The following is a 24314-nucleotide window of genomic DNA, read 5'->3' as shown; positions in this document are numbered from 1 at the left end:
AAGCCTAGGGCGTTCTGATCGCGCCGGGTTTGCTGGGGAGGTACCGGTAGACCAGCAGCAGGCCGAGCGCGACCACGATCAGCGCGGCCCCGTAGGTGTAGGGCAGCACGAAGGTGTGCCCGTCGAACGTGTTGCCGGTCGGCGGCAGGGCGACCGCGAGTGCCACGCTGACGAGGGTGGCCGCGGTGCGGAACCGGGTGTTGCCGGCCGCCGCGGCCAGCGGGAGCGCGGCCCAGAGCAGGTACCAGGGCTGCACCGTGGCCCCGAACAGGAGCACGGCGCCGAGCCCCACGCCCAACCCGATCAGCGGCCGCAGCCGCCAGCGGAAGCTGTCCAGCAGCAGCTTCGCCGCGATGGCCGGGCCGAGCACCGCGCCGATCACCCGGCTGACCGCGATCGTGGCGTCGATGTGGTTGCCCAGCCCGAGCACGATCCCCAAACCCCCCGCGGCGAAGCCGAGCGAGGTCATCGGCGCCATCCAGCTCTTGATCGTGCTCGCCGTGTTGAGCGTGCCCACCCAGCCGAACCCGTGCCGGCCGAGCCCGCTGGCCAGCGCCGCCGCCGCCAGCACCACCAGGAAGATCACCGCGAGCCCGGCGGCCGCGCCCAGCAGTTGCCGCCACCGGCCGCCGAGCCGGCGCGCGATCATCACGCCGAGGAACCCGAGGGCGAGCGCGGCCGGCACCTTCACCGCCGCACCGCAGGTGATCACCGCCGCGCCCAGGGCGTAGTGCAGCAACTCGCCGCGCTGCCAGGGCGGGAACGGGCCGTCCGGGTCGATCCGCGGCATCCGGCGCAGCGCCAGCTCGAACCCGACCAGCATGAGCCCGATCGCCAGCGCCTCGTTGTGCACGCCGACCACGAGGTGGAACAGCACCAGCGGGTTGGCCGCGCCCAGCCACAGCGCGCTCACCGGCTCGACCCCGAACCGCCGGGCCAGCCGCGGCAGCGCCCAGACGATCAGGGCCAGGCCGATCAGGGCCAGCACCCGGTGCAGCGCCACCCCCCACACCACGTGCGCGCCGGTCAGGTAGTTGATCACCTTGCCGACCGCGATGAACAGCGGCCCGTACGGCGACGGGGTGTCCCGCCACATGGTCGGCACGCCGCGGGTGAGGTCGTCGTCGTTGCCCAGCGCCTGCGACGGGCCCACCGCGTACGGGTCGAAGCCGCGCGCGGCGATCTCGCTCTGCGCCAGGTAGCTGTACACGTCCCGGCTGAACATCGGCACGGCGACCACCAGCGGCGCGGTCCACATGACCAGCGTGCGGGCCAGCTGCGGCAGCGAGATCAGCCGCTCGCGGCCGGGCCAGGCCAGCCGGCCGAGGGCGAGCCAGCCCAGCACGATCATGAACATGCCGGTGAACGCGATGGCCAGCGCGACCGTCGGCATCCGGGTGAACAGGCCGAGCACCGGCAGCTGGAAGACCGGGTTGAACACCGGCGCGGCTCCGGCGCCGAGCGAGCCGACGGCGAGCAGCAGCGAGCCGATCGTGCCGAACCGCCGGATCACGTCGAGCTGCCGGCGTTCCTTGGCGTCCAGGGCGGTGGTGGGCGCGGTCGGATCGGCGTCACGGCACGCGACGTCACTCCGCGTTTCTCCGGGCACCACGTGCGAAGGGTAATCGAGCCGGACTTTCGTGAGCCGAGTCACCTTGCCCGGGGGTGACTTTGCCAAGGTCCGGGAAATACGACACACTGGTGTTGTGAAAAACGAGCAGGCCGGCGAGGGCCGCACCAGGCATGGTGTGGCGCGGCTGCTGCTCGAGGATGGCCCGGTCTCGGCCACCGTGGTCGCCGACGCGCTCGGGTTGAGCATGACCGCCGTGCGCCGGCACCTGGACGCGCTGGTCGCGGACGGTGAGGCCTACACCAGGGACGCCCCGGTCCGGGGTCACCGGGGCCGCGGCCGCCCGGCCAAGCTCTTCCTGCTCACCGAGACGGGCCGGGCGCGGTTCGGCCACGCCTACGACGACCTGGCGATCAGCGCGATCCGCTTCCTCGGCGAGAGCGGCGGCGAGCAGGCCGTGCGCGCGTTCGCCGAGCGCCGGGTCGCGCGCCTGGTGGAGCCGCACCGCGCGGCGATCGTGGCGCAGGACGACCCCGAGGAGCGGGCGAAGGCCCTCGCCGAGGCGCTCACCCGGGAGGGCTACGCTGCCTCGACGCGCCAGGTGGGGGCGGGGGAGCAGCTCTGCCAGCACCACTGTCCGGTCGCGCACGTGGCGGCCGAGTTCCCCCAGCTGTGCGAGGTGGAGACGGCGGCGTTCGCCGACCTGCTCGGCACGCACGTGCAGCGGCTGGCCACCATTGCCCGCGGCGACGCCGCGTGCACCACACACGTTCCGTTGGGCGGTCCCGGACCCGCTCACCGGGAAACCACCACAACCGAAGGGACGCCTTCATGACCACCGCTGCCGAGCAGCGCCTGCAGTCCCAGGGCGAGACCCTGGCGGCTATGGGCAACTACGAGTTCGGCTGGGCCGACTCGGACGTCGCCGGTGCGAGCGCGCAACGTGGCCTGTCCGAGGCCGTCGTCCGTGACATCTCGGCCAAGAAGAGCGAGCCGGAGTGGATGCTCGAGTCCCGGCTCAAGGGGCTGCGCCTGTTCGACCGCAAGCCGATGCCGAACTGGGGCGCGGACCTGTCCGGCATCCACTTCGACAACATCAAGTACTTCGTGCGGTCCACCGAGAAGCAGGCGGCCACCTGGGAGGACCTGCCGGAGGACATCAAGAGCACCTACGACAAGCTGGGCATCCCGGAGGCTGAGAAGGCCCGCCTGGTGTCTGGGGTCGCCGCGCAGTACGAGTCCGAAGTGGTCTATCACAAGATCAATGAGGAGCTCGAGAAGCTGGGCGTGATCTTCCTCGACACCGACACCGCGCTCAAGGAGCACCCGGAGCTGTTCGAGGAGTACTACGGCTCGGTGATTCCGCACGGGGACAACAAGTTCTCCGCGCTCAACGGTGCGGTGTGGAGCGGCGGGTCGTTCATCTACGTGCCGAAGGGCGTGCACGTCGACATCCCGCTGCAGGCCTACTTCCGGATCAACACCGAGAACATGGGCCAGTTCGAGCGGACGCTGATCATCGTCGACGAGGGTGCCTACGTGCACTACGTCGAGGGGTGCACCGCGCCGATCTACAGCTCGGACTCGCTGCACTCGGCGGTGGTGGAGATCATCGTGAAGAAGGGTGGCCGCTGCCGTTACACGACCATCCAGAACTGGTCGAACAACGTCTACAACCTGGTCACCAAGCGCGCCAAGGCGGAGGCGGGCGCGACCATGGAGTGGATCGACGGCAACATCGGCTCCAAGGTCACGATGAAGTACCCGTCGGTGTACCTGATGGGCGAGCACGCCAAGGGCGAGGTGCTCTCGATCGCGTTCGCCGGTGAGGGCCAGCATCAGGACGCCGGCGCGAAGATGGTCCACATGGCACCGCACACGTCCTCGACCATCGTGTCGAAGTCGGTGGCCCGGGGCGGCGGACGGACCTCGTACCGCGGCCTGGTGCAGGTGAACAAGCGGGCCAACAACTCGCGCTCCACGGTGAAGTGCGACGCGCTGCTGGTGGACACGATCAGCCGGTCGGACACCTACCCCTATGTGGACATCCGCGAGGACGACGTGTCGATGGGCCACGAGGCGACCGTGTCCAAGATCAGCGAGGACCAGCTGTTCTACCTGATGTCCCGGGGTCTCACCGAGGACGAGGCGATGGCCATGGTGGTGCGCGGGTTCGTCGAGCCGATCGCGCGGGAGCTGCCGATGGAGTACGCGCTCGAGCTGAACCGGCTCATCGAGCTGCAGATGGAAGGGGCCGTCGGCTAGATGACGACCGCTGCACAGACCCCGCACTCGCACGGTGCGGTGGTTCCACAGTCCTCGCGCGCCGAATGGTTCTCCTCCTTCGACGTCGACGCGTTCGAGGTGCCCGGTGGCCGTGAGGAGATCTGGCGGTTCACCCCCATGCGCCGGCTGCGCGGCCTGCACTCCGGAGCAGCCGCGACCGGATCGGCGAAGATCGAGGTAAGCGCCGGTTCCGACGCCTTGGTGGAGACCGCGCGCCGCGGCGATGAGCGGCTCGGCGCCGCCGGCACACCGGCCGACCGGATCGCCGCGCAGGCGTGGTGCTCGTTCGACGAGGCCACCGTGATCACCGTGCCGCGCTCCTCCACCCCGACCGATCCGATCATGGTGACGGTGACCGGTCCGGGCGAGGACGCCGTCGCCTATGGCCACCTGCAGGTTCGCGCCGGGCAGTTCGCCGAGGCGGTCGTCGTGATCGACCATCGTGGTTCGGGCACGTATGCCGACAACGTCGAGTTCGTCGTGGACGACGGGGCTCGGCTCAACGTGATCGCCGTGTACGACTGGGCCGACGATGTGGTGCACGTGTCCGCGCAGCATGCCAGGCTCGGCCGGGACGCGACGTTGAAGCACACCGTGATCACGTTGGGCGGCAATGTGGTGCGGCTCAGCCCGACCACCACATTCACCGACCGCGGAGGAGACGTGGAGCTTCTGGGGCTCTACTTCGCCGATGCCGGCCAGCATCTCGAGCACCGGACCTTTGTGGACCATGCGGTGCCGAACTGTCGCAGCCGGGTGACCTACAAGGGCGCTCTGCAAGGGGATGGCGCCCATACGGTGTGGGTCGGTGATGTCCTGATCCGTGCCGCCGCCGAGGGCACCGACACCTTCGAGTTGAACCGGAACCTGGTGCTCACCGACGGCGCCCGGGCGGACTCGGTGCCGAACCTGGAGATCGAGACCGGGGAGATCAAGGGTGCCGGGCACGCCAGCGCCACCGGCCGGTTCGACGACGAGCAGCTGTTCTACCTGCAGGCCCGGGGCATCCCGGAGGACCAGGCGCGCCGGCTGGTGGTGCGCGGGTTCTTCCACGAGATCCTCGTAAAGATCAACGTTCCCGAGTTGCGGGACCGCCTCGAAGCCGCGATCGAGGCCGAGCTGGCAGCCGTCGGCATATGACCGTGACCACCACGAGAGACTGAAGGACAGATGGCCACCCTCGAGATCAAGGACCTGCACGTCTCGGTCGTCGCCGACGACGTCGAGAAGGAGATCCTCGCCGGTGTCGACCTGACCATCCGGGCCGGCGAGACGCACGCGATCATGGGCCCGAACGGGTCCGGCAAGTCGACCCTGTCCTACGCCGTCGCCGGCCACCCCAAGTACACGGTGACGTCCGGCTCGGTCACGCTGGACAGCGAGGACGTGCTGGCCATGACCGTGGACGAACGTGCCCGCGCGGGCCTGTTCCTGGCCATGCAGTACCCGGTCGAGGTGCCCGGCGTGTCCATGTCGAACTTCCTGCGCACCGCGGTGACCGCGATCCGTGGCGAGGCGCCGAAGCTGCGGCACTGGGTCAAGGAGGTCAAGGAGGCGATGTCCGCGCTGGACATCGACCCGGCGTTCGCCGAGCGCAGCGTGAACGAGGGCTTCTCCGGCGGCGAGAAGAAGCGGCACGAGATCCTGCAGCTCGCCCTGCTCCAGCCGAAGATCGCGATCCTGGACGAGACCGACTCCGGCCTCGACGTGGACGCCCTGCGCGTGGTTTCCGCCGGTATCAACAAGTTCAAGGCGGACGGCGACGTCGGCGTCATGCTGATCACGCACTACACCCGGATCCTGCGGCACATCACCCCGGACTTCGTGCACGTGTTCGCCGGTGGGCGGATCGTCGAGTCCGGCGGGTCGGAGCTCGCCGAGCGGCTCGAGGACGAGGGTTACGAGCGGTACACAGGCAAGCAGGAAGCCGCGAGCATCGGCTGAGAGGGGTTGTCATGTTCGACGTCGAGGCGGTCCGCAAGGACTTCCCGATCCTGGAGCGCCGCCTGGCCGACGGGCAGCCGCTGGTCTATCTGGACAGCGCGAACACCTCGCAGAAGCCGCGCTCGGTGATCGAGACCCTGACCGAGCACTACGAGCTGCACAACGCCAACGTCGCGCGCGCGGTGCACCAGCTCGGCGAGGAGTCCACCGCGGCGTTCGAGGGTGCCCGGGACAAGATCGCGGCGTTCGTGCGGGCACCGAGCCGCGACGAGATCGTCTTCACCAAGAACATCAGCGAGGCGCTCAACCTGGTCGCCAACGTGCTGGCCTGGGCCGAGCCGCCGTACCGGGTGGGGCCCGGCGACGAGGTCGTCATCACCGAGATGGAGCACCACTCCAACATCGTGCCGTGGCAGCTGCTGACCCAGCGCACGGGTGCGACGCTCCGCTGGTTCGGGGTCACCGACGAGGGCCGGCTCGATCTGTCCACTGTGGATGAACTGATCAATGAGCGGACCAGGGTGGTCGCGCTCACGCACGTGTCCAACATGCTGGGCACGATCAACCCGGTGGCTGAGATCGCCCGGCGCGCCCACGAGGTCGGCGCGCTGGTGGTATTGGACGCCGCGCAGGCGGTCCCTCAGCTGCCCTACGACGTCACCGCCACCGGCGCCGACCTGATCGGGTTCACCGGCCACAAGATGGTCGGCCCCACCGGGATCGGCGTGCTCTGGGGCCGGCGTTCCGTGCTCGAAGCGCTGCCGCCGTTCCTGGGTGGCGGCGAGATGATCGAGGACGTCAGGATGGAGCGGTCCACCTACGCCCCGATCCCGCACAAGTTCGAGGCCGGCACGCCGCCGATCGCCCAGGCCATCGGGCTCGGCGCCGCGGTCGACTACCTCACCTCGCTGGGAATGGACAACGTCGCCGCGCACGAGCGGCAGATCACGGCGTACGCCCTGGAGCGGCTGCAGGCGGTGGAAGGGCTGCGGGTGCTCGGCCCGGCCACGGTCGAGGACCGCGGCGGCGCGGTCAGCTTCACCCTGTCCGGCCTGCACCCGCACGACATCGGCCAGGTGCTCGACGCGCGCGGCATCGCGGTGCGCGGCGGCCACCACTGCACCAAGCCGCTGCACCGGCGCTTCGGCGTGCCGGCGTCCACCCGGGCCTCGGCCTACCTGTACTCCACCCCCGCGGAAATTGATGCGCTCGCCGAGGGGTTGGAACAGGTGAAGCGGTTCTTCGGGGTGGGGTGAGCGAGCTTGCGAGCGAACAATCAGGCACTGCCCCGGCGCCGAGGGACGAGGCGCCGGGGTTGCCAGCGCCGAGCTTGCGAGGCGGTGGTTTGACACGTGCAGCTACAGCAGATGTACCAGGAGATCATCCTGGACCACTACAAGCACCCGCACCGGCGCGGGCTGCGGGACCCGTTCGACGCGGAGTCCTACCAGCTCAACCCGACCTGCGGGGACGAGGTGACGCTGCGGGTCCGGCTGTCCGGCACGGGCTCGCTGGCGACGGTCGAGGACGTGTCCTACGAGGGCCAGGGCTGCTCGATCAGCCAGGCCGCCACCTCGGTGCTCACCGACCTGGTGGTCGGCCGCAAGGTCAAGGAATCACTGTCCACAGTGGACGCGTTCGTGGAGATGATCCAGGGCCGCGGCCAGGTGGAGCCGGACGAGGACGTGCTCGAGGATGCCGTGGCCTTCGCCGGCGTCGCGAAGTACCCGGCCCGGGTCAAGTGTGCTTTGCTGGGCTGGATGGCGTTCAAGGACGCGGTGTCCCGCGCCGAGGGAGGCGAAGCCCCATGACCGAACCCACCGCCGACCTGGCCGAGATCCCGGACATCGAGGAGGCCATGCGCGACGTGGTCGACCCCGAGCTGGGCATCAACGTGGTCGATCTCGGCCTGGTCTACGACATCCGGGTGGAGGACGACAACACCGCCACCCTGGACATGACCCTGACCTCCGCGGCCTGCCCGCTCACCGACGTGATCGAGGACCAGACCCGCGCCGCGCTGACCGCCGGCCCCGGCGGCGGCCTGGTCAAGGACTTCCGCATCAACTGGGTCTGGATGCCCCCCTGGGGCCCCGAAAAGATCACCGAGGACGGCCGCGAACAGCTCCGCGCCCTCGGTTTCACCGTCTGACCGCAGTCAGGACAACCGGGCCGCGATGATCTTCGCGGCCCGCTCGAGCATAGCCAGCTCGTCCGGGGTGGCGTCGTGTAGGAGTTTCGCGATCGTGCGCACCCGGGCGGCGCGGCCGCGTTCCAGAAGGCGGCGGCCGGTCGGGGTGGCTTCGACGAGGACGACGCGGCGGTCGCCGGTGGAGCGGTTGCGGCGGACCAGGTCGTCGGACTCCAGGGCGTCGACGAGCTTGGTGATGTTCGGCGGGGAGACGCGTTCGAGGCCGGCGAGCCGGCTGATCGGTTGGGGGCCGCCGAACACCAGGACGGAGAGCAGGGAGGCGCGCGGGCCGTCGAGGTTCATGCCGACGTCGGCGGAGGCGGCGAGGCGGAGCAGGCGAACCGTGGCGGAGTGCAGCAGGTTGGCTGTCTCGTGGCGCTGGTCGGCGGGTAGGCCGGCCGGGCGGGCGGGCAGTTGACCGCGTTCTTTAACCATGGTTATCCTTTCACCTGGGTTAAGGGTAGGAGGAAGCATGGCAGTTGGTCCAGTCGGCCAGGTTCACATCAGCGTCACCGACCTCGACCGGGCGATCGGGTTCTACCGCGACGTGCTGGGCATCCCGATGCTGTTCCGGGTGCCGGGCCGCCCGATGGTGTTCTTCCAGTCCGGCCAGGTCCGGCTCTACCTGGGGGTGCCCGAGACGCCGGCGTACCGCAGCCAGGTCATGGTCTACTTCACGGTCGAGGACATCGACGCCGAGTACGCCCGGCTGGTCGCCGCCGGTGCGCCGATGGCCAAGCCGCCGCACATCGTGCACAAGGGGGAGTCCGAGCTGTGGATGACGTTCTTCACCGACCCGGACGGCCACAACCTCGCGCTCATGGAGGAGCGCCCGCTCGGGTGACCAGGCCCACGGCCGCCGATCTGGAAGCCGCCCGTACCCGCACCATTCCCGACGTGATCACACCCGGCCTGGCGGTGCTGTTCTGCGGCATCAACCCCGGCCTCTACTCGGCGGCCACCGGCCACCACTTCGCCCGTCCCGGCAACCGCTTCTGGCCGGCGCTGCACCTGTCCGGGTTCACCCCACGCCAGCTCGCGCCGGCCGAGCAGGCGCTACTACTCACCTATGGGCTCGGCGTGACGAACGTGGTCGCGCGAGCCACCGCCCGCGCCGACGAGTTGACCGCCAGCGAGCTCCGCCAGGGTGCCGAAAGGTTGACCGCACTGGCCGCCGAGTACGCGCCCAGGTTCGTCGCCGTCGTCGGAATCTCCGCCTACCGTACCGGTTTCAACCGTCCACAAGCGACCATCGGCGAGCAGCCGGACCGTCTCGGCGGGTCGCGGCTGTGGGTGCTACCCAACCCCAGCGGCCTCAACGCGCACTACCAGCTACCTCAGCTGGCTGACGAGTTCCGCGCCCTGTATCAGCGGGTGCAGAATGTGACATTGCCGCCATAGAAGGAAAGCAATGTCATATTGCTTCCCAGGTCAATTGGCCCAGGTGTTGCACGCGGCGAACGACTTGCTCTGGAAGCCCTTGGCCAGCCAGGCGGCCGCGTCAGGCGGAGCGTCCACTGTGGATAATCGGTCGCGGATCTCGTTGGTGATGTTGGCATCCACGGCGCCCTGGCCGGCCATCGCGCCGGCGGCGGCGCCGGCGAGGCAGGTGGCCTGCTGGGCGAGCCGGGTGTCGAGGTCCGCCGGCGCGGCGCCCGGTTGCTTGCGGGCGACGGCCTGCAACGCGGTCAGCCCGGTCGCCTCCTGCACCGCCCTGGCGTACTCGCGCAGGAACACCCCGAAGTAGCGGCCCGGGTAGCGGTCGTCGTGCTCGACGTCGCGCAGGTGGGCCGGGGTCATGTACACCGTCGCGCGGCACTGGGTCGGCCGGTCGGTCGGGTTCACCGGCCCGCACTGGGTGCTCGCCGGACCACCCTGGACGGTGACGAGCTGGATCGGCAGCGTCGGCAGCCCGGCCGCGGTCAGCGCGCCGCCCCACACCGCGTCGGCGCAGATCTTGGCCTCCTGGAAGAACTTCGCCTGCCGCTCGTCGGCCGGGTCGAACCGGGTGAGCGCGCACACCGTGGTGCCCAGCGTTGCGTCCGAAGTGGACAATGGATGGCGGGCGAGGGCGGCGCGGGCGTCGGCCGGGGGAGTGGACGCCGGAGCGCTGGAGGTCGTCGCCGGGGGTGGCGGCGGCTCCGGGTTGGAGGTGGCGGTGGGTGCCGGTGGCAGCTCGGTCACCGGGCGGGCCGTGCCGGCGAGATGCTGAACGGGTTGGCGCATCGCGAAATACACGAGCGCGCCGACCACGAGGGTGATCACCAGCACGGCGGCGCCGTAGGCCGGGCCGCGCTCGGCTTGCACCATCAGCATCTGCTGCTCGTGGTACTCCAGGCGCTGCCGCGCCCGCCACGAACCGACCGGCAGCGGCGGCTCGTCGCCGGCCGCGGCCGTGGGCGTGGCCGGCTCGGAATCTCCGGCGTCGGGTGAGGTCATCAACGAACCAGACTAACAGCGGACCGCACCGGCAAGGTTGCGAAAAGTAGTTGAAGCCGGCGCCGTCACCCCTCGCTGAGCAGGCAAGGCAGAATGGAGGGGAGCGCGAGGAGGATGCGGGTGGACGTTGGTGATCTGCGCGGGGTCGTCGCGCTGGACGGCCCGTCGGGCACCGGAAAGTCCACCGTGGCGCGGCGGGTTGCCGTCCTGCTCGGTGCGAGCTACCTGGACACCGGGGCGATGTACCGCGCCGTGACGCTGGCCGTGCTCCGGGCCGGTGCCGACCCGGCCGACGCGGCGCGGGTGATCCCGATCGCCGAGGCGGTCGACCTGCGGGTGGGCACGGACCCCGGCCACCCCGCCGTGCACCTCGACGGCGAGGACGTGGCGCGGGAGATCCGCGGGCCGGCGGTGACCCGGGCGGTGTCCGCGGTGTCGGCGATCCCCCGGGTACGCGAGCTGCTGGTGGACCGGCAGCGCGCGATCATCGAGCAGGAGCGCGCGCGGCATCGGGGCATCGTGGTCGAGGGCCGCGACATCGGCACCGTGGTCGCGCCGGACGCCGCGCTCAAGGTGTTCCTCACCGCCTCCTCGGACGCGCGGGCGCTGCGCCGGTCCCGGCAGGACGTGGCCGAGGGCCGTCTGTCCACTGTGGACGCCGCGCGCCGGGACGTGGACCGCCGGGACCGGCTCGACTCCTCCCGGGCGGCCTCCCCGCTGCGCGCCGCCGACGACGCCGTGCTGGTGGACACCACCGAGCTCGACCTGGCCGGGGTCACCGCCCTGCTGATGTCCATTGTGGACGAGCGTGGTCTGCGCGGGGTGGCGGCCGAGCGCACCGGACGGTGACGACGGTGGGACCCGCGCTGCCCGAGGGCGCCAAGCCCTGGCTGCACGACTTCGCCCGGTGGCTGGCCGGCTGGCTCTACCGCCCGGCGTACCGGATCCGGGTGCACGGCCGGGACCGGATTCCGGCCACCGGTCAGGTGGTCCTGGTGGCCAACCACAGCTCGTTCATGGAACCGCAGCTGATCTTCGGCCTGGTCCGGCGGCGCTCGGTGTTCCTGGTGAAGTCCGAGATCTGGCGGGGCGTTCTCGGCCGGCTGCTGGGCTGGCTCGGGCAGCTGCCCATCCGCCGCGGCACTGCCGACCGGGCCCCCCTCATGGCGGCAGTACAGTTCCTGCGACTGGGCGGCCTGGTCGGCGTGTTCCCCGAGGGTAGCCGGGGCAGTGGTGACATGCTGCATGCCGAGCAGGGCGCGGCCTGGCTGGTGCGCACGTCCGGCGCGGTGGTGCTGCCGGTGGCCACCCGCGGCACGAGGCGGCCGGACGGCAGCGGGCGCCGGTTCCGCCCGGCGGTGGACATTCTGGTCGGCACGCCGTTCACGGTGACCGTCGCCCGGGGACGGTCCGGCCTGGCGGCGGCCACCGAGGAGATCCGGGGCCGGCTGGCCGACCTGGTGTGCGAGCTTGACGAACGACGAGGGCGGAGATGACCGAGGACGGCAGCTGGGCCGACGAGTCCGAGTGGACCGCGGTGGACGAGGAGTTCGGGCACCCCGACGAGGAGGGTGGCGAGCCGCCGCAGCCGGTGCTGGCCGTGGTCGGCCGGCCCAACGTCGGCAAGTCCACGCTGGTGAACCGGATCCTCGGCCGCCGGGAGGCGGTCGTGCAGGACATCCCCGGCGTGACCCGGGACCGGGTGGCCTACGACGCGATGTGGTCCGGGCGCCGGTTCACCGTGGTGGACACCGGTGGCTGGGACCCCGGTGCGGTCGGCCTGGGCGCGGCGGTCACCGTCCAGGCGGAGCTCGCCATGGCCACCGCGGACGCGGTGCTGCTGGTGGTGGACGCGTCCGTCGGGGCGACGTCGACCGACGAGCGGGTGGCCAAGGTGCTGCGCCGGTCCAAGCGTCCGGTGTTGCTGGCCGCCAACAAGGTCGACGACAACCGGCTGATGTCCGACACCGCCGCGCTGTGGTCGCTCGGCCTCGGCCACCCGCATCCGGTGAGCGCGCTGCACGGGCGCGGCTCCGGCGACCTGCTCGACGCCATCCTGGCCGCGCTGCCGGAGACGCCGCGGGAGACGTTCGGGCCGTCCGGCGGGCCGCGCCGGGTCGCCCTGATCGGCAAGCCCAACGTGGGAAAATCCAGCCTGCTCAACAAGTTGACCGGGGAGGAGCGGTCGGTGGTGCACGAGGTCGCCGGCACCACGGTGGACCCGGTCGACTCGCTGGTCGAGCTGGACGGCGACGTGTGGCGGTTCGTGGACACCGCGGGCCTGCGCAAGCGGGTGAACACGGCCAGCGGCACCGAGTACTACGCGTCGCTGCGCACCCGGGCGGCCATCGAGGCGGCCGAGGTGGCGATCGTGCTGCTGGACGCCAGCGAGCCGATCGCCGAGCAGGATCTGCGGGTGCTGACCATGGTCGTGGACGCCGGCCGGGCCTGCGTGCTGGCGTTGAACAAGTGGGACCTGGTCGGCGAGGACCGGCGGTACGAGCTGGCCCGCGAGCTCGACCGCGGCCTGGTCCGGGTGCCGTGGGCGGAGAAGGTCAACGTCTCCGCGCTGACCGGGCGGTCCGTGCGCAAGCTCGCCCCCGCGCTGCGGACCGCGCTCGCGTCCTGGGACCAGCGGGTGCCCACGGGCGCGCTGAACGCCTGGCTGGGCGAGCTGATCGCGGCCACTCCGCCGCCGGTGCGTGGCGGCAAGCAGCCGAAGGTGCTCTTCGCCACCCAGGCGCAGACCCGCCCGCCCACGCTCGTGCTGTTCACCACGGGCTTCCTGGAGGCCGGGTACCGCCGGTTCCTCGAGCGGAAGTTCCGCGAGCGGTTCGGCTTCGCCGGCAGCCCGGTGCGAATCTCCGTGCGGGTGCGGGAAAAGCGCCCGCGCAAAGGCCGGTGACAGCACTACCATCGAACGCTTCGCCAAGGAGGATGCCGGTGCCGGTACGGGTAGTGATCGCCGACGACGAGCGGTTGCTGCGTACTGCGCTGAGCGTGCTGCTGTCCGCCGACGGCCGGATCGAGGTCGTCGCCGAGGCCGCCGACGGGCTCGAGGCACTGGAGGCCGTGCGGGTGCACCGCCCGGACGTCCTGCTGCTCGACGTGCAGATGCCCGGCACCGGCGGCCTGGACGTGCTCGGTGCGGTGCTCGCCCTGCCCGACCCGCCGGCCACCGCCATCCTCACCACGTTCGACCTCGACGACTACGTCGCCACCGCCCTGGATCTCGGCGCGCACGGATTCCTGCTGAAGGACGCCGACCCGGAGTTCCTCGCCCGGGCCGTGCTGGACCTCGCGTCCGGCGGCGCGGTGCTCGATCCCCGGATCACCGCCCGACTCCTGCCGCGGCTGCGGGTCGCGGGTGGCCAACTCCACCAGAGTTCGGTGCTCGAGGCGTTGAGCGCCCGCGAACGCCAGGTTCTCGGCCTCCTGGCCTCCGGTCGCCCCAACGCCGAGATCGCCAGCCAACTCGGCCTCACCGAAGCCACCGTGAAGAGCTACGTCTCCACCTTGTTGACCAAGCTCGGCGTCCAGAACCGCGTGCAGGCCGCGTTGCTGGCCCAGCGCACCATCGGCGTCCGTGAGGAGTTGTGACCGCGCCGGCCGGCACGGCGACGGCTTAGAGTGACCGGAGTTGACCAGGCTGGAGGTGGAACCATGCCGCGCTGGCTCTGGGTGCTGCTCGGCGAGATCGTGGTGGTCGCGAGCCCCGTGGCGGCCGCGCTGCTGTCCCACCCGACGCCGTTCTCCTTCGCCCTGCCGACCGCTCTGCTGGCCTCCGCGGCGCTGCCCCTGCGGCTGCGCTGGCCGTGGCTGGCCATGCTGCTCTGCCTGCCCGGCCTGGTCGGTGGCCTCGGCTGGCCGCCCGCGATCATCGCCCTGTACCGAATCGGCCGCGTGTACCGCTTCCGGGTGACCCTCGTCTGGGTGGCCGCCGGCCTGATCGCCATGCTCCTCCCGCTGCACCTCAAGCTCGCCATGCCCTGGCAGGACCGGGTCATGAGCGTTGCGTTCAGCGTCTTCGGCCTCCTCGGCCCGGCCGCGTTCGGCGTCCTCGTCCGCCTCCGCCGCGAGCTCATCGCCTCCCTCGCCGAAACCCGCCGTGCCCGCTCCGCCGAACTCGAAGCCCGCATCGAGTCGGCCCGCGCCGCCGAACGCGCCCGCATCGCCCGCGAGATCCACGACGCCGTCGGCCACCACGCCACCCTGATCGCCGTCCAGTCCGCCGCCCTCGCCGCCACCGCCCCGGACGACGCCACCCGCGAAGTCGCCCTCCGCCTCCGCGTCCTCGCCCGCGAATCCCTGGCCGAAATGCGCGCCGCCCTAGGCCTCCTCAACGACACCGCCCGCCCCCTGGGCCTGGCCGACCTCCCCGACCTCCTCACCCGCGTCTGCCGCGCCGGCCTCCACATCGACTTCGACGGCGACGTGTCCGCCGACGACACCAGCCCCGCCGTCGGCCGCGCGATCTACCGGATCGTCCAGGAAGCCCTCACCAACGTCACCAAACACGCCCCGGCGTCGTCCGTCCAAGTCCGCCTAGTCCGCGACACCCCCCACGTCCTCGTGTCCATCGTCAACGCCCCACCCACCCGCCCCCCGACACCCGCCACGGACGGCCCCGGCGGCACCGGCCTCGAAGGCCTCACCGAACGGGTGAACACGGTCGGTGGCACCCTCCGCGCCCAACCCCTCCCCGACGGCGGCTTCTCCGTGCTTGCCGAACTCCCCCTCCACCCCCCTACGAAAGTCGAGCCCGCCCACTCAACTTCCGGCGGTACTACCCCGACCCTCAGTGAGCCATAGTTGCCCCCGTCGGCGTCGCCAGGGGAGCGACGAAGGGCCGAGGGGATCGCAGGGACTCGCACACGCGAGTCCCTGCCTGGGCAAAAGCGACGCCGACCCAAACGTCTCCCCGGGGGTACGCTAAGCTGTCGCGGCACCCCCACCCGGGGATGCGGCCGGGCTGTGGCGCAGTTTGGTAGCGCACTTGACTGGGGGTCAAGGGGTCGCAGGTTCAAATCCTGTCAGCCCGACGGCTTATGATGGCCGCTGACCTGGATATCATCCCAGGTCAGCGGCTGTTCTTATTCTCGCGGTTGATCTTTGGTGATCGTCTTCAGGTGTGGCTTTGATCGAGTATGGGGTGATTCTGGGGCGTCGTGCTCCATATTTGATCACCGCCCTCATGGTCGTCGGATATGTTTGTGCAGGTCAGCGGAGTGGGTGGCGGCGCGTGGGTGGTGGAGCCCGTGACGATCCCTGCGGGGTGCGGTGAGATCTCGTTGGGTAGGCGTCGTCGGATCCATCCCGTGCGCGGGGTGACCGGTGGCGGGGTCGGGTGGGCGGCGATGGCATGGCGGGCGTCGAGCCAGGCTTGTTTGAGGGCGGCTTGGATGCGGGCTTCGATCTCGTCGGCGACGTGGCTGTAGACCTCGGCGACGCGTTTGTCGAGGCGGTGGCCGAGGCGTCGGGCCTGGGCGATTTCGGGGATGCCGGCGGCGATGAGCCAGGTCTTGTGGCTGTGCCGCAGTTCATGAAAGGTCAGGCCAGGTCGGATCGGGTGGGTACGCACCGGTGGGTCGGGTTGGTCGTGGTTGCCGTCGAAGGCTGGGTTGAAGGTGCGGGTGCGCCAGCTGCGGCGCCACAGGAACCCGCCGTCGGCGTTGGCGAACACGGGGGAGTAGTCGTGGGCGTCCAGGTGGTGTTTGAGCAGGACGGCTAGGAACGCCGGGAGGGTGACGGTACGGGCGCTGGCTCCGGTCTTGGGTGCGCCGAGCCACTGGCGATAGGCGCTTTCCTTCAGCCCGCCCAGGTCCGGGTCGATGACGATGATCCGCTCGTCGAGGTGGGTATTGGGGCGTTGCAGCCCGGCGAGCTCACCCCAACGGCAGCCGGTCCAGGCGGCCGTGACGATGAGCAACGCGCTGCCGCGATCGTGCAACTGGGCGGCTTGCAGTGCGCCGCGCAGGACTTCCTCTGGGGTGGCCCACAGCATTTCGCGGTGGATGTGGCGGGCGCGCTTGCCGCGGTTGCGATGGTGGTGGACGGGGTTGGCGGGGATGAGGCCGTCGTCGACGGCGTCGCTGAGGATGCGCCCTAGCAACCCGATGATGCCTTGCACTGTGGAGTGCTCGTAGCCACACGCGTACAACTCAGCCGACCACCGGTTGATGTCACTGCTGTGGATGTCGCCCAGGGCCAGGTGGGCGAAGCGGGGACCGATATGCTTGGTGACCAGGTATTGGCAGTTCTCGGCGGTGAGTTCGTCGATGTCGAGGGTGGGCCACCAGCGTGGCAGCCACTCGTCGAGCGTCAGCTGGGCCAGCGCCGGGTCGTGGTGTGCGTGCCGCCGTTGGTCGACTTCGATCTCCCGGGCGCGGTTCTGTGCGGCCTTCCGAGAGGGGAACCCGCCTTCCGACACGACCGAGCCGTCGCTTCGACGGCATCGAACTCGCCAGTGTTTGCTGCTGGTGCGTTCGGTCCAGGCCATGACGACCTCCTCACGAGGTGACATTTGCCCCTCCTGTGATCCGCTCCGGCCGACCAGAACGCAAGTACCTGACCGAGTGAACGGATATGGCTCCTTTGCGTGGATGTGATTACATTTCCGAATGCTCTGCATGTTGGTAGGTGTCGGCCGGCTCAGTCATGACAGGGCTGCGCCGTCTGGGCCGCTCGGTTAGTCGGGTCGTTGCGAGGCTCATGTGCGCAACGTGAGAGAATCTGCTGTGGGTACCCGATCGGGTGATACATGACTGTGGTACTGGACTACGCAGCGTGGTTTTGCTATTGATTTGGGCGTGATGGATGATCCTGACGTCGAGGGCGGGCTGGGGTCGTTCGCAACGCGAAAAATGAGCGTGTATCGGCTGTATTCGTCCGGATCGTTGCGTGACCTGGTGGCCCTGAAGGTTCTCGATGACCGTGAGGAGAGGTTCGAAGTCCAGGAGGTTGAGGTCGGCTCGCTGCCGGCTCTGCTGGTGTCGGGCGAGTCCGAGGCGGGCCCGGTGGAATGGACGGCGGCGATCACGTCCTTGACCGGGGTGGATCTGGGATTCATCAGCACAACCGCGTCAGCCGCTCTGTTCCTCCAGGTAGACGAGGTCCACTATGCCTTGGCCTTTGGGCAGGGATGGCGGTACCTGCGGGAGAGCAAGGTCGACCGTCAGTTCGGGCTGGATGTCGCGGTGCGTCTACTTGACCCCGATGAGATCCGGCAGATCACCCGGTGGGCGTTGAGCGCCAAGTCGCGAGTGGACCGCAACATGGTTCCCGGGGGCCAGGGCCTGTGGGCGTTCGGGCTTCGCGAGCATGCCGAGCTGGTGCGTAACCTCACCGGCAAGGTCGACGGCGGTGCCGCAGTTGACCTGACCTACGTTCGCCGCCGCGGCACGTATCGAAACTTCCGGCTCAGCCTCGAATGCGGCGACGGACTCCATGCCCCGTTGGGTATCGAGGGCGAGTCATTGGTCTCGGATCTGCGGGAGTTGACCCGAGTTGTTGACGCGATGGACGTTCATCCTCGGCTCGAGCCGCTGCAGTGGGTCCGTCGACTGGTCCCCAGTAACGACCTGTGCGAGGTGCTTGACTCGACGGCGGTCGACCTGCTGGCGGAACCGGATCCGGTGCGCGGTGAGATCGGCATCGCCTATCCCGCCCGGTACTACGACGGTCCTGGCGTACAGCGGTACCGAGGCAACATCGGGTCAGTGGTCATCGACACCGACGAGCTCACCATTGAGCATCTTCAAGACGGCGTACGGCACCACCCGCGAGACGATTACCTCCGGGTGCTGCGCTCCAGCAGCATCGAAGGGCTCGACGATGCCGGCCTGAGCCTGGGTGGCGACGTGTCCGCGCTGCACTGGATGGCCGCGGAGGTCATCGACCCGACCTACCGGTTCGTTCTTCTCGACGGCGACTGGTACGAACTCGGCGAGAAGTACCTGAACCACGTGGACCGGGTCGTGTCCGAGGCGTTCAAGAACACGCCGCCCTGGACGCTGCCGCGCTGGGAGGACGCGCCGCGCAACGAGGATGGCATCGTAGTCGAAGGGGCATACAACCGCTATGTCGCCGACACCGACCACCGTTTCCTCTGTCTGGACCGTAAGCTGGTCAAAACGCGTATCCATCCCCGCGGGTTCGAAACGTGCGATCTTCTCGGACCGGATAACGTGCTGGTACATGTGAAGAAGGTGAGCAGCGACACCGGGTCGTCCGTGCTGAGTCACCTGTTCGCTCAAGGACTAGTGGCCGTCGAAAGCCTGACTGACCAGGCCACCTGGAACAAGTACGTCGAGCTGGTCGGAAAGCAGGACGCGGCACGGGCTGACGCGCTTGGCCACCGCCCAGCCGGACTGGTGTACGCCATTCACCGTTCAGACAAGCCGTTGGAGCCGAACACGTTGTTCACCTTCGCACGATCTGCCCTGGTATCCGCATCGGTAGCGTTGACAACCTACGGAATACCACTGCAGATCAGCGTGATCCCGTGAATCCTCTTGATCGACGATTCGCCGGCGTTTAGCGGCTCACCCGAGAATCACGCACCGTGGCGACTTTCATGGACCAGGAAAGTACCTGTTTCGACTTGGTGCATCATCATGATGAGAAGCTTGGTTGCGTAGTCGGTGCTGTCCAACTGGCAAAGAATTGATATATCTTTCGGTCACTTTCAGTTAACTTTGGCTGCTGCGGTCACACTTTTGCGATGCAGGTGAATCCTCTCCCGGGGAGCCCAACGAGCTCCTATGTCCCAACGAAGCCTGGAGGACTCTCTGTCGCGTCCCCTTTCGATTGCAATACTCAATCGGAGATGACGCTGTTGTAGCTATCGCCGCGCGGATGGTCTCTACGCCGTGCAATATGATCAACATAGCCACGTTTGCGTCGGGTCGGCCGGCGAATCGTCGAAATCTAAGGGTGAACAGGGCTAGTGCTGCTGTCTGATCCAGGTGGCCGGGCCGAATTGGATTAATCGCGGAATGCGAGATCCAAAACCGGCCGCCTCTTCGAAAATGACAGCGCCGGACTCGCACCACCACAGGGCAAACACGGGTCCTGGCTCAACATCGCCGAGATCGAACTCTCCGCCCTCACCCGCCAATGCCTCGACCGACGCATCGACGACATCGACATCCTCAACACCGAACTCGCCGCCTGGCAGACCGCCGTCAACACCGACCAACGCCAAGTCCAATGGCACTTCACCACCCAAGACGCCCGCACCAGACTCCGCCACCTATATCCCAAACATTAGAAGCGACGGTCTACTAGCCGTGTGGCGGGCAGTATGGGCTACGCTGCCCAACAACGCCGTCATGATGGCTCGGTTCCGCTACCTGACCACGCGCGCGGACAACCGTCTCGCCGCGCAACAAGCTCGCGCGGCCTGCGCTGCGGCACTATTGCGCTGGCTGCACGTCATCGTCACCCGCAAAAGTTCGATGGGATCCCTCGATCGCCGCCGGCGACAGAGGTTGTCAGGCCGCAGCCTGACCGCCTGGCACCGCTAGCCATCGGCACCCTTCACGGTGCGCAACTCCTGCGCCACGAACTCGGGCGGGGCAAGCCCGAACGTCCCTCGAGGAACCCACCTCGCGCATGAGCATGGGCAGCCCCGCCCGTCCCCTCACCAACTCGGTTGAACGCTGTCGGGAACAACCCGCTTGCACGCTAGGTAGAGCACGAGGAGACGGGCCGGAGCCCCCGCCCACTTGACATTCCCTGCGTTACGCTGCTCATGCCGCCGAGCGGGCGGTAGGCATGAGCGAGCCCGGCAACTCCCGCCCCACGGCGATCTCGCGAACGCTTTCCGCGCGCCCGTAGGGCACCAACCGGACCTGGGCTGACCTGTGGACATGTTTGATCAGGTGAGTGGCCCCGGGAGGACGCTCTCGACCGGCCGTGGAAGCGCTCCGGCCGGTTCCTGGCCAGCCGGATGCTGACCGCGACTCGACTATCGCCGACCTGGCGCCGGAACCCACCTGCGGTGCGAGTTTCGGCGGTGTACGAACGACGTCAGGGACCGTACCCCTTCAGACCCGCCCCATTGTAGACAAATTCGTGACACGGCCGGACCTGGTTTCAAATACAAATAATTCTCGCGATCTGTGCTATCTTGATGCGGACAATTAGCATCTCCACACGAGAGCACAATGACCCTGTACCGCCGTCTGCCGTTCTGTTGGAATCCACGGAGTCGTCCAGAGCAAGGGAGAATCATGCTAGCGATTCGACAGACTCCGTTCACTCGCGGCCGGCGGGTATTGCCGTTCGTGTTGGCCCTCGTGGCGGTCGTGCTCGCGCCGGTCCCGGCGGCCCAGGCAGCGGCCATTCCCACCACGCGGGCGTATGTCACAAATCTCAGTTTTAGGACATTGTCGGTGATTGACACCACCACCGACACGGTCAGCGCCACCATCCCGGTCGGCGTGTACCCGGTTTCAGTGGCGGTGAACCGGGCCGGTACCCGAGCATATGTGGCCAACGGCTTGTCAGACACCGTGTCGGTGATCGATACCGCCGCCAACGCGGTCAGCGCCACGATTCCGGCCGGCCCGAGCCCATGGTCGGTGGCGGTCAACCCGGCCGGTACCCGCGTGTACGTGGTCAACAGCGGCTCGGACACCGTGTCGGTGATCGACACCAGCACCAACACGATCCGCGGCACCGTCCATGTCGGCGCCAATCCGGTGTCGGCGGCGGTGAACCCGACCGGTACCCGCGTGTACGTGGCCAACAGCGGCTCGAACACCGTGTCGGTGATCGACACCAGCACCAACACGATCCGCGCCACCATCCCGGTCGGCTCGACCCCGCTGTCGGTGGCGGTCAACCCGGCCGGCACCCGCGCCTACACGGCCGACAGCGGTTCGGTGACCGTGTCGGTGATCGACACCGCCACCAACACGGTCGGCGCCACGGTCACGGGGTTCACCGCGTATCCCTATCAGTTGGGGATCAGCCCGTCAGGAGCCACCATCTATGTGACCCATGCCGGCGCGTCCGGCGACCTGTCGGTGATCGACACGGCCACCAACACGATCACCGCCACGGTCACCACTGGGTTCTTTTACAGCGCGGGCGTCGCGGTCGACTCCACCGGCACGCTGGCCTATGTCGGCGGCAACAGCGATTTCGGGGTGGCGGTCATCGACACCGCGACCAATAAGGTGACCACCACCATCCCCGGCGTTCCCGGAGCCTTCGGAATCGCGCTCAACGGTCGCCGGCATGCACGTTCACCGGATTCTTCTCGCCGGTGAACAACCCGCCGGCGGTCAACACGGTGTCCGCCGGGCGGACCGTGCCGGTCAAGTTCAGCCTGGACGGCAACCAAAGTTTGACCGTCCTTGCCGCCGGTTCCCCAGCCTCCCAGCAGATCGACTGCGCCACCGGTGACCCCATCGGCCCCATCGAGAAAACCACCTCACCCGGATCCAGCGGACTGTCCTACAACCCCACCACCGACACCTACACCTACCTCTGGCACACCAACCGGACCTGGACGGACACCTGCCGAACATTCATCCTCACCCTCGACGACAACACCACACACACCGCCACCTTCCAGATCACCTGACCAGGGTGTTTGAACTGATGAATGTCCTATGTCCTGGTACAGCCAGATGAGACGCAGTGCCCAGGCAGGACTCGAACCTGCGCCCCCTCCGGAGACAACGCGGCGTCTTACCAAAGACACTCTTCTGCCGATGAGCGGTCGGTGGAGGTCAGGCGCCGGCGTCAATTGAGTAGCATCCGTCTGGACGTACCAGGACCATGCGCGCATGACACAGAACGCGACGTCGGCGGCGCGGGGGTGTGTTTTCTGTGCCATTGTGGCCCGGCAGGCCGAGGCCAGTGTGGTGTACGAGGACGCGATCGTTGTGGTCTTCATGGACCTGAACCCGGTCACGCCGGGCCATCTTCTCGTCGTGTCACGCGAGCACGTGGTGGGCCTGGAAGACCTCGATGCGGCCACGAGCGCTCACGTTTGGTCGGTCGGTCATGACATGGCGCGAGCCTTGCGACGCTCAAGCATGGGCTGCCAGGGAATCAACGTTCTGCTGTGTGACGGCGAAGTCGCCTTCCAGACGGTCTTCCACTTCCACCTTCACGTCATCCCTCGCTACGCAGGAGACGGCTGGACCCTCAAGGCCGAGTCGCTGGAACGCGAGAGATCACTCCTCGACAGCGACGCGCAAGCGATCAAAGACGCTATCGCGTCGACGGACTGACTGGTCACTTCCGCTCACGCCGCTGATCGGGCGTGCTGCCGAGTGCTTCGGTGCTCAACGCGGCCGGCAATACTGCGCACCGAACTGGAGCAGCTGCCTCCTGCGGAATCACCTGGTCGGGTCGCGCCAGGATGGGTGGCATGAATCCGGTCCCAGAGGATCGTGCAGGTCCCGCCGATTCGGCCCGGGCCAACGACTATGACAGCTTCGCCGAGGCGTACACGGCCGAGAACGAGACCAGCCTCGTCAACGCCTACTACGAACGGCCTGCGATGCTGGAGCTCGCCGGGGAGGTGGCCGGCAGGCGGATCCTCGACGCCGGTTGCGGCTCGGGTGCCCTGTCCGCGGCATTGCGCGCTCGCGGAGCCGTGGTGACCGGCATCGACACGAGCGCCGCGATGTTGGAGCTGGCCCGACGGCGCCTCGGCGCCGACGCGGACCTGCGGGTCGCCGACCTGGCCAGCCCGCTGCCCTTGCCGGACGGCGAGTTCGACGACGTCGTCGCCTCCTTGGTGCTGCACTACCTGCAGGATTGGGGGCCAACGCTCACCGAGCTGCGACGTGTCTTGAGGCCCGGTGGTCGGCTACTCGTCTCGGTCGACCATCCCTTTGCCGCCTACGGCAGTCAGCGCCTGGCCGGAGGCAGTCCCAACTACTTCGAGACCTACAACTGGACCTTCCACTGGACCATGGGCGGCCAGACCATCCCGATGAGCTTCTGGGCCCGGCCACTGCACGCGATGACCGACGCCTTCACCGCGGCCGGGTTTCGCCTCTGCGTCATCAGCGAGCCGCAGCCCGTGCCGGCCGCCCGCGAGCTGTTCCCCAAGGAATACCCAGCCCTCACCACCAACCCGAACTTCCTGTTCTTCGTCCTGCGACCCGCCTGACCACTGCCACCGCACGAGACGATCCGAGCCGGCCAACCCTGCCAAACGCCCGCTCATGCCGCGTATCGGGCGTTGGAGGATGCGGGCCGAACGTGCGCTCATGCCGCAGACAGCGTGATCGATTTGTCGGATGACTGGGCCGTGCTCAGCGTGCTGAGGTATGACGACCACTTCATCGGCGGTTCCCGCTGTCTTCGAGGACGATCTTGTTCTTCGGTTGGCGGCCTCGGCGTATCTGGGCCGGTTCACGGGTGTCTCTCGGACGCACACTGAGTCTGATCTGCGGCTGTTCTTCGCGTGGTGCGTTGACCAGCGGTTGCGGCCGTTGGAGGTGCAGCGGGCGCAGGTGGAGCGGTATGTGCGGTGGATGCAGGAGGTCCGCCGGTTCAAGCCGTCGACGGTGTCGCGGCGGATGGCCGTGGTCGCCGGTGTTGCGCGGCGTTGAAGTTGCCGATGGGTGAGGCGTTGTGGGTGCCGATGGTGTGGGGCGACCAAACCCCGCCGGGTGGTGCTGCGGCGGGGTTTGGTCGGTGAGGTGCCGTGGTTGGTCGGCGTGGTGCCGGTTAGTCGACGACCTCGGTGACGGCGGAGCGGGTGGCGGGTTCGTCGACGAGGTTCTTGCCGGAGGCGAAGGCGGCGACCAAGGATTGCAGGGCGAGGTTGTTGACCGCGCGGGGGTAACCGCGGCTGGTCTGGTGGATCAGCGTGGTGGCGTCGTCGGAGAACAGGGTGTCGGAGCGTCC

General features: G+C 68.6%; 25 protein-coding genes, 1 tRNA gene and 1 pseudogene. 21 read left to right on the top strand and 6 right to left on the bottom strand.

Annotation, left to right across the window (positions count from 1 at the left end; translation table 11 throughout):
* Nucleotides 1-4: 4 nt before the first annotated feature.
* A complete protein-coding gene (gene mptB, locus VGR06_RS00335; RefSeq protein WP_327556863.1) occupies nt 5-1612 on the bottom strand; it encodes a polyprenol phosphomannose-dependent alpha 1,6 mannosyltransferase MptB in 1608 nt (535 codons plus the stop codon).
* Nucleotides 1613-1706: 94 nt separating this feature from the next.
* Here mptB and VGR06_RS00330 point away from each other — a divergent pair, with 94 nt between their 5' ends.
* From VGR06_RS00330 to VGR06_RS00300, 7 genes are all read left to right on the top strand, one after another.
* Nucleotides 1707-2405, top strand: a complete 699-nt coding sequence (locus VGR06_RS00330) for a metalloregulator ArsR/SmtB family transcription factor (RefSeq protein WP_327556862.1) — start codon at nt 1707-1709, stop codon at nt 2403-2405.
* Nucleotides 2402-3835, top strand: coding sequence for a Fe-S cluster assembly protein SufB (gene sufB / locus VGR06_RS00325; RefSeq protein WP_327556861.1), 1434 nt, complete (start codon nt 2402-2404; stop codon nt 3833-3835). The genes VGR06_RS00330 and sufB overlap by 4 nt, the downstream gene beginning before the upstream one ends.
* On the top strand, nt 3836-4996 hold the full coding sequence (gene sufD / locus VGR06_RS00320) for a Fe-S cluster assembly protein SufD (RefSeq protein WP_327556860.1): 1161 nt from the start codon (nt 3836-3838) through the stop codon (nt 4994-4996). It begins immediately after the preceding gene.
* Between the two features lie 30 nt (nt 4997-5026).
* A complete protein-coding gene (sufC, locus tag VGR06_RS00315; RefSeq protein ID WP_327556859.1) occupies nt 5027-5800 on the top strand; it encodes a Fe-S cluster assembly ATPase SufC in 774 nt (257 codons plus the stop codon).
* An 11-nt stretch (nt 5801-5811) separates the two neighbouring features.
* The gene (locus VGR06_RS00310) at nt 5812-7056 is read left to right on the top strand and encodes a cysteine desulfurase (RefSeq protein WP_327556858.1); all 1245 of its coding nucleotides are present in this window, start codon (nt 5812-5814) and stop codon (nt 7054-7056) included.
* Between the two features lie 96 nt (nt 7057-7152).
* Complete coding sequence (gene sufU, locus VGR06_RS00305) at nt 7153-7611, top strand: Fe-S cluster assembly sulfur transfer protein SufU (RefSeq protein ID WP_327556857.1); 459 nt, start codon at nt 7153-7155, stop codon at nt 7609-7611.
* Nucleotides 7608-7952, top strand: a complete 345-nt coding sequence (locus VGR06_RS00300) for a metal-sulfur cluster assembly factor (RefSeq protein WP_327556856.1) — start codon at nt 7608-7610, stop codon at nt 7950-7952. Before sufU ends, VGR06_RS00300 begins: the two co-directional genes overlap by 4 nt.
* Nucleotides 7953-7958: 6 nt before the next feature.
* Here VGR06_RS00300 and VGR06_RS00295 read toward each other — a convergent pair whose 3' ends face one another.
* Nucleotides 7959-8426 (bottom strand): MarR family winged helix-turn-helix transcriptional regulator, encoded by a 468-nt coding sequence (locus VGR06_RS00295; protein WP_327556855.1) that lies wholly within the window; start codon nt 8424-8426, stop codon nt 7959-7961.
* Between the two features lie 37 nt (nt 8427-8463).
* On the opposite strand from VGR06_RS00295, the gene VGR06_RS00290 reads away from it, so the two are divergent.
* Nucleotides 8464-8835, top strand: coding sequence for a VOC family protein (locus tag VGR06_RS00290; RefSeq protein WP_327556854.1), 372 nt, complete (start codon nt 8464-8466; stop codon nt 8833-8835).
* Complete coding sequence (gene mug / locus VGR06_RS00285) at nt 8832-9392, top strand: G/U mismatch-specific DNA glycosylase (protein ID WP_327556853.1); 561 nt, start codon at nt 8832-8834, stop codon at nt 9390-9392. Before VGR06_RS00290 ends, mug begins: the two co-directional genes overlap by 4 nt.
* A gap of 30 nt (nt 9393-9422) precedes the next feature.
* Here the strand turns inward: mug and VGR06_RS00280 are convergent, their stop codons facing one another.
* Nucleotides 9423-10430 carry a hypothetical protein gene (locus tag VGR06_RS00280; protein WP_327556852.1) on the bottom strand — a complete coding sequence of 336 codons (1008 nt, stop codon included), beginning with the start codon at nt 10428-10430 and terminating at the stop codon, nt 9423-9425.
* A 114-nt stretch (nt 10431-10544) separates the two neighbouring features.
* Here VGR06_RS00280 and cmk point away from each other — a divergent pair, with 114 nt between their 5' ends.
* From cmk to VGR06_RS00250, 6 genes are all read left to right on the top strand, one after another.
* Entirely contained in the window at nt 10545-11279 is a 735-nt protein-coding gene (cmk, locus tag VGR06_RS00275) for a (d)CMP kinase (protein ID WP_327556851.1), read from the top strand.
* A gap of 5 nt (nt 11280-11284) precedes the next feature.
* Nucleotides 11285-11926, top strand: coding sequence for a lysophospholipid acyltransferase family protein (locus VGR06_RS00270; protein ID WP_327556850.1), 642 nt, complete (start codon nt 11285-11287; stop codon nt 11924-11926).
* Nucleotides 11923-13335 carry a ribosome biogenesis GTPase Der gene (gene der, locus VGR06_RS00265; RefSeq protein WP_327556849.1) on the top strand — a complete coding sequence of 471 codons (1413 nt, stop codon included), beginning with the start codon at nt 11923-11925 and terminating at the stop codon, nt 13333-13335. Before VGR06_RS00270 ends, der begins: the two co-directional genes overlap by 4 nt.
* 32 nt (nt 13336-13367) lie before the next feature.
* Nucleotides 13368-14030 carry a response regulator transcription factor gene (locus VGR06_RS00260; RefSeq protein ID WP_327556848.1) on the top strand — a complete coding sequence of 221 codons (663 nt, stop codon included), beginning with the start codon at nt 13368-13370 and terminating at the stop codon, nt 14028-14030.
* Nucleotides 14031-14093: 63 nt separating this feature from the next.
* Nucleotides 14094-15242: a sensor histidine kinase gene (locus VGR06_RS00255; RefSeq protein WP_327556847.1), complete on the top strand. Its 1149-nt coding sequence runs from the start codon at nt 14094-14096 to the stop codon at nt 15240-15242.
* A 156-nt stretch (nt 15243-15398) separates the two neighbouring features.
* Nucleotides 15399-15472, top strand: a tRNA-Pro gene (locus tag VGR06_RS00250).
* 83 nt (nt 15473-15555) lie between these two features.
* Here the strand turns inward: VGR06_RS00250 and VGR06_RS00245 are convergent.
* Entirely contained in the window at nt 15556-16929 is a 1374-nt protein-coding gene (locus VGR06_RS00245) for a site-specific integrase (RefSeq protein WP_327556846.1), read from the bottom strand.
* 313 nt (nt 16930-17242) lie between these two features.
* Between VGR06_RS00245 and VGR06_RS00240 the strand changes: the two genes are divergently transcribed.
* On the top strand, nt 17243-18937 hold the full coding sequence (locus tag VGR06_RS00240) for a DUF6119 family protein (protein ID WP_327556845.1): 1695 nt from the start codon (nt 17243-17245) through the stop codon (nt 18935-18937).
* Between the two features lie 437 nt (nt 18938-19374).
* On the opposite strand, the gene VGR06_RS00235 is transcribed toward VGR06_RS00240, so the two are convergent.
* Nucleotides 19375-19659 (bottom strand): hypothetical protein, encoded by a 285-nt coding sequence (locus VGR06_RS00235; RefSeq protein ID WP_327556844.1) that lies wholly within the window; start codon nt 19657-19659, stop codon nt 19375-19377.
* A 1072-nt stretch (nt 19660-20731) separates the two neighbouring features.
* Here VGR06_RS00235 and VGR06_RS00230 point away from each other — a divergent pair.
* The 5 genes from VGR06_RS00230 to VGR06_RS00210 all read left to right on the top strand — a co-directional run bounded on the left by VGR06_RS00230 (nt 20732) and on the right by VGR06_RS00210 (nt 24016).
* Nucleotides 20732-21709, top strand: coding sequence for a YncE family protein (locus tag VGR06_RS00230; RefSeq protein ID WP_327556843.1), 978 nt, complete (start codon nt 20732-20734; stop codon nt 21707-21709).
* Nucleotides 21706-22026 carry a PxKF domain-containing protein gene (locus tag VGR06_RS00225; protein ID WP_327556842.1) on the top strand — a complete coding sequence of 107 codons (321 nt, stop codon included), beginning with the start codon at nt 21706-21708 and terminating at the stop codon, nt 22024-22026. The genes VGR06_RS00230 and VGR06_RS00225 overlap by 4 nt, the downstream gene beginning before the upstream one ends.
* Nucleotides 22027-22231: 205 nt before the next feature.
* Nucleotides 22232-22681, top strand: a complete 450-nt coding sequence (locus VGR06_RS00220; RefSeq protein ID WP_327556841.1) for an HIT family protein — start codon at nt 22232-22234, stop codon at nt 22679-22681.
* A gap of 140 nt (nt 22682-22821) precedes the next feature.
* The gene (locus VGR06_RS00215) at nt 22822-23571 is read left to right on the top strand and encodes a class I SAM-dependent methyltransferase (RefSeq protein WP_327556840.1); all 750 of its coding nucleotides are present in this window, start codon (nt 22822-22824) and stop codon (nt 23569-23571) included.
* Between the two features lie 160 nt (nt 23572-23731).
* Nucleotides 23732-24016: a hypothetical protein gene (locus VGR06_RS00210; RefSeq protein ID WP_327556839.1), complete on the top strand. Its 285-nt coding sequence runs from the start codon at nt 23732-23734 to the stop codon at nt 24014-24016.
* A 118-nt stretch (nt 24017-24134) separates the two neighbouring features.
* Here the strand turns inward: VGR06_RS00210 and VGR06_RS00205 are convergent.
* A pseudogene (locus VGR06_RS00205) lies at nt 24135-24314 on the bottom strand (AAA family ATPase); the annotation flags it as partial.

The sequence above is a fragment of the Actinophytocola sp. genome, assembly GCF_036002505.1.
Lineage (GTDB): Bacteria > Actinomycetota > Actinomycetes > Mycobacteriales > Pseudonocardiaceae > DASYTH01.
Note: the sequence above shows the minus strand (reverse complement) of the source record. Positions and strands in the feature narration are given on the sequence as shown.

Bases quoted from the DNA above. Each gene is read 5' to 3' on its own strand.
- sufB (WP_327556861.1), top strand. From the start codon at position 2,402: ATGACCACCGCTGCCGAGCAGCGCCTGCAGTCCCAGGGCGAGACCCTG.
- sufD (WP_327556860.1), top strand. From the start codon at position 3,836: ATGACGACCGCTGCACAGACCCCGCACTCGCACGGTGCGGTGGTTCCA.
- sufC (WP_327556859.1), top strand. From the start codon at position 5,027: ATGGCCACCCTCGAGATCAAGGACCTGCACGTCTCGGTCGTCGCCGAC.
- VGR06_RS00310 (WP_327556858.1), top strand. From the start codon at position 5,812: ATGTTCGACGTCGAGGCGGTCCGCAAGGACTTCCCGATCCTGGAGCGC.
- VGR06_RS00300 (WP_327556856.1), top strand. From the start codon at position 7,608: ATGACCGAACCCACCGCCGACCTGGCCGAGATCCCGGACATCGAGGAG.
- VGR06_RS00295 (WP_327556855.1), bottom strand. From the start codon at position 8,426: ATGGTTAAAGAACGCGGTCAACTGCCCGCCCGCCCGGCCGGCCTACCC.
- VGR06_RS00290 (WP_327556854.1), top strand. From the start codon at position 8,464: ATGGCAGTTGGTCCAGTCGGCCAGGTTCACATCAGCGTCACCGACCTC.
- VGR06_RS00280 (WP_327556852.1), bottom strand. From the start codon at position 10,430: ATGACCTCACCCGACGCCGGAGATTCCGAGCCGGCCACGCCCACGGCC.
- cmk (WP_327556851.1), top strand. From the start codon at position 10,545: ATGCGGGTGGACGTTGGTGATCTGCGCGGGGTCGTCGCGCTGGACGGC.
- der (WP_327556849.1), top strand. From the start codon at position 11,923: ATGACCGAGGACGGCAGCTGGGCCGACGAGTCCGAGTGGACCGCGGTG.
- VGR06_RS00260 (WP_327556848.1), top strand. From the start codon at position 13,368: ATGCCGGTGCCGGTACGGGTAGTGATCGCCGACGACGAGCGGTTGCTG.
- VGR06_RS00255 (WP_327556847.1), top strand. From the start codon at position 14,094: ATGCCGCGCTGGCTCTGGGTGCTGCTCGGCGAGATCGTGGTGGTCGCG.
- VGR06_RS00245 (WP_327556846.1), bottom strand. From the start codon at position 16,929: ATGGCCTGGACCGAACGCACCAGCAGCAAACACTGGCGAGTTCGATGC.
- VGR06_RS00240 (WP_327556845.1), top strand. From the start codon at position 17,243: ATGGATGATCCTGACGTCGAGGGCGGGCTGGGGTCGTTCGCAACGCGA.
- VGR06_RS00220 (WP_327556841.1), top strand. From the start codon at position 22,232: ATGACACAGAACGCGACGTCGGCGGCGCGGGGGTGTGTTTTCTGTGCC.
- VGR06_RS00215 (WP_327556840.1), top strand. From the start codon at position 22,822: ATGAATCCGGTCCCAGAGGATCGTGCAGGTCCCGCCGATTCGGCCCGG.
- VGR06_RS00210 (WP_327556839.1), top strand. From the start codon at position 23,732: ATGACGACCACTTCATCGGCGGTTCCCGCTGTCTTCGAGGACGATCTT.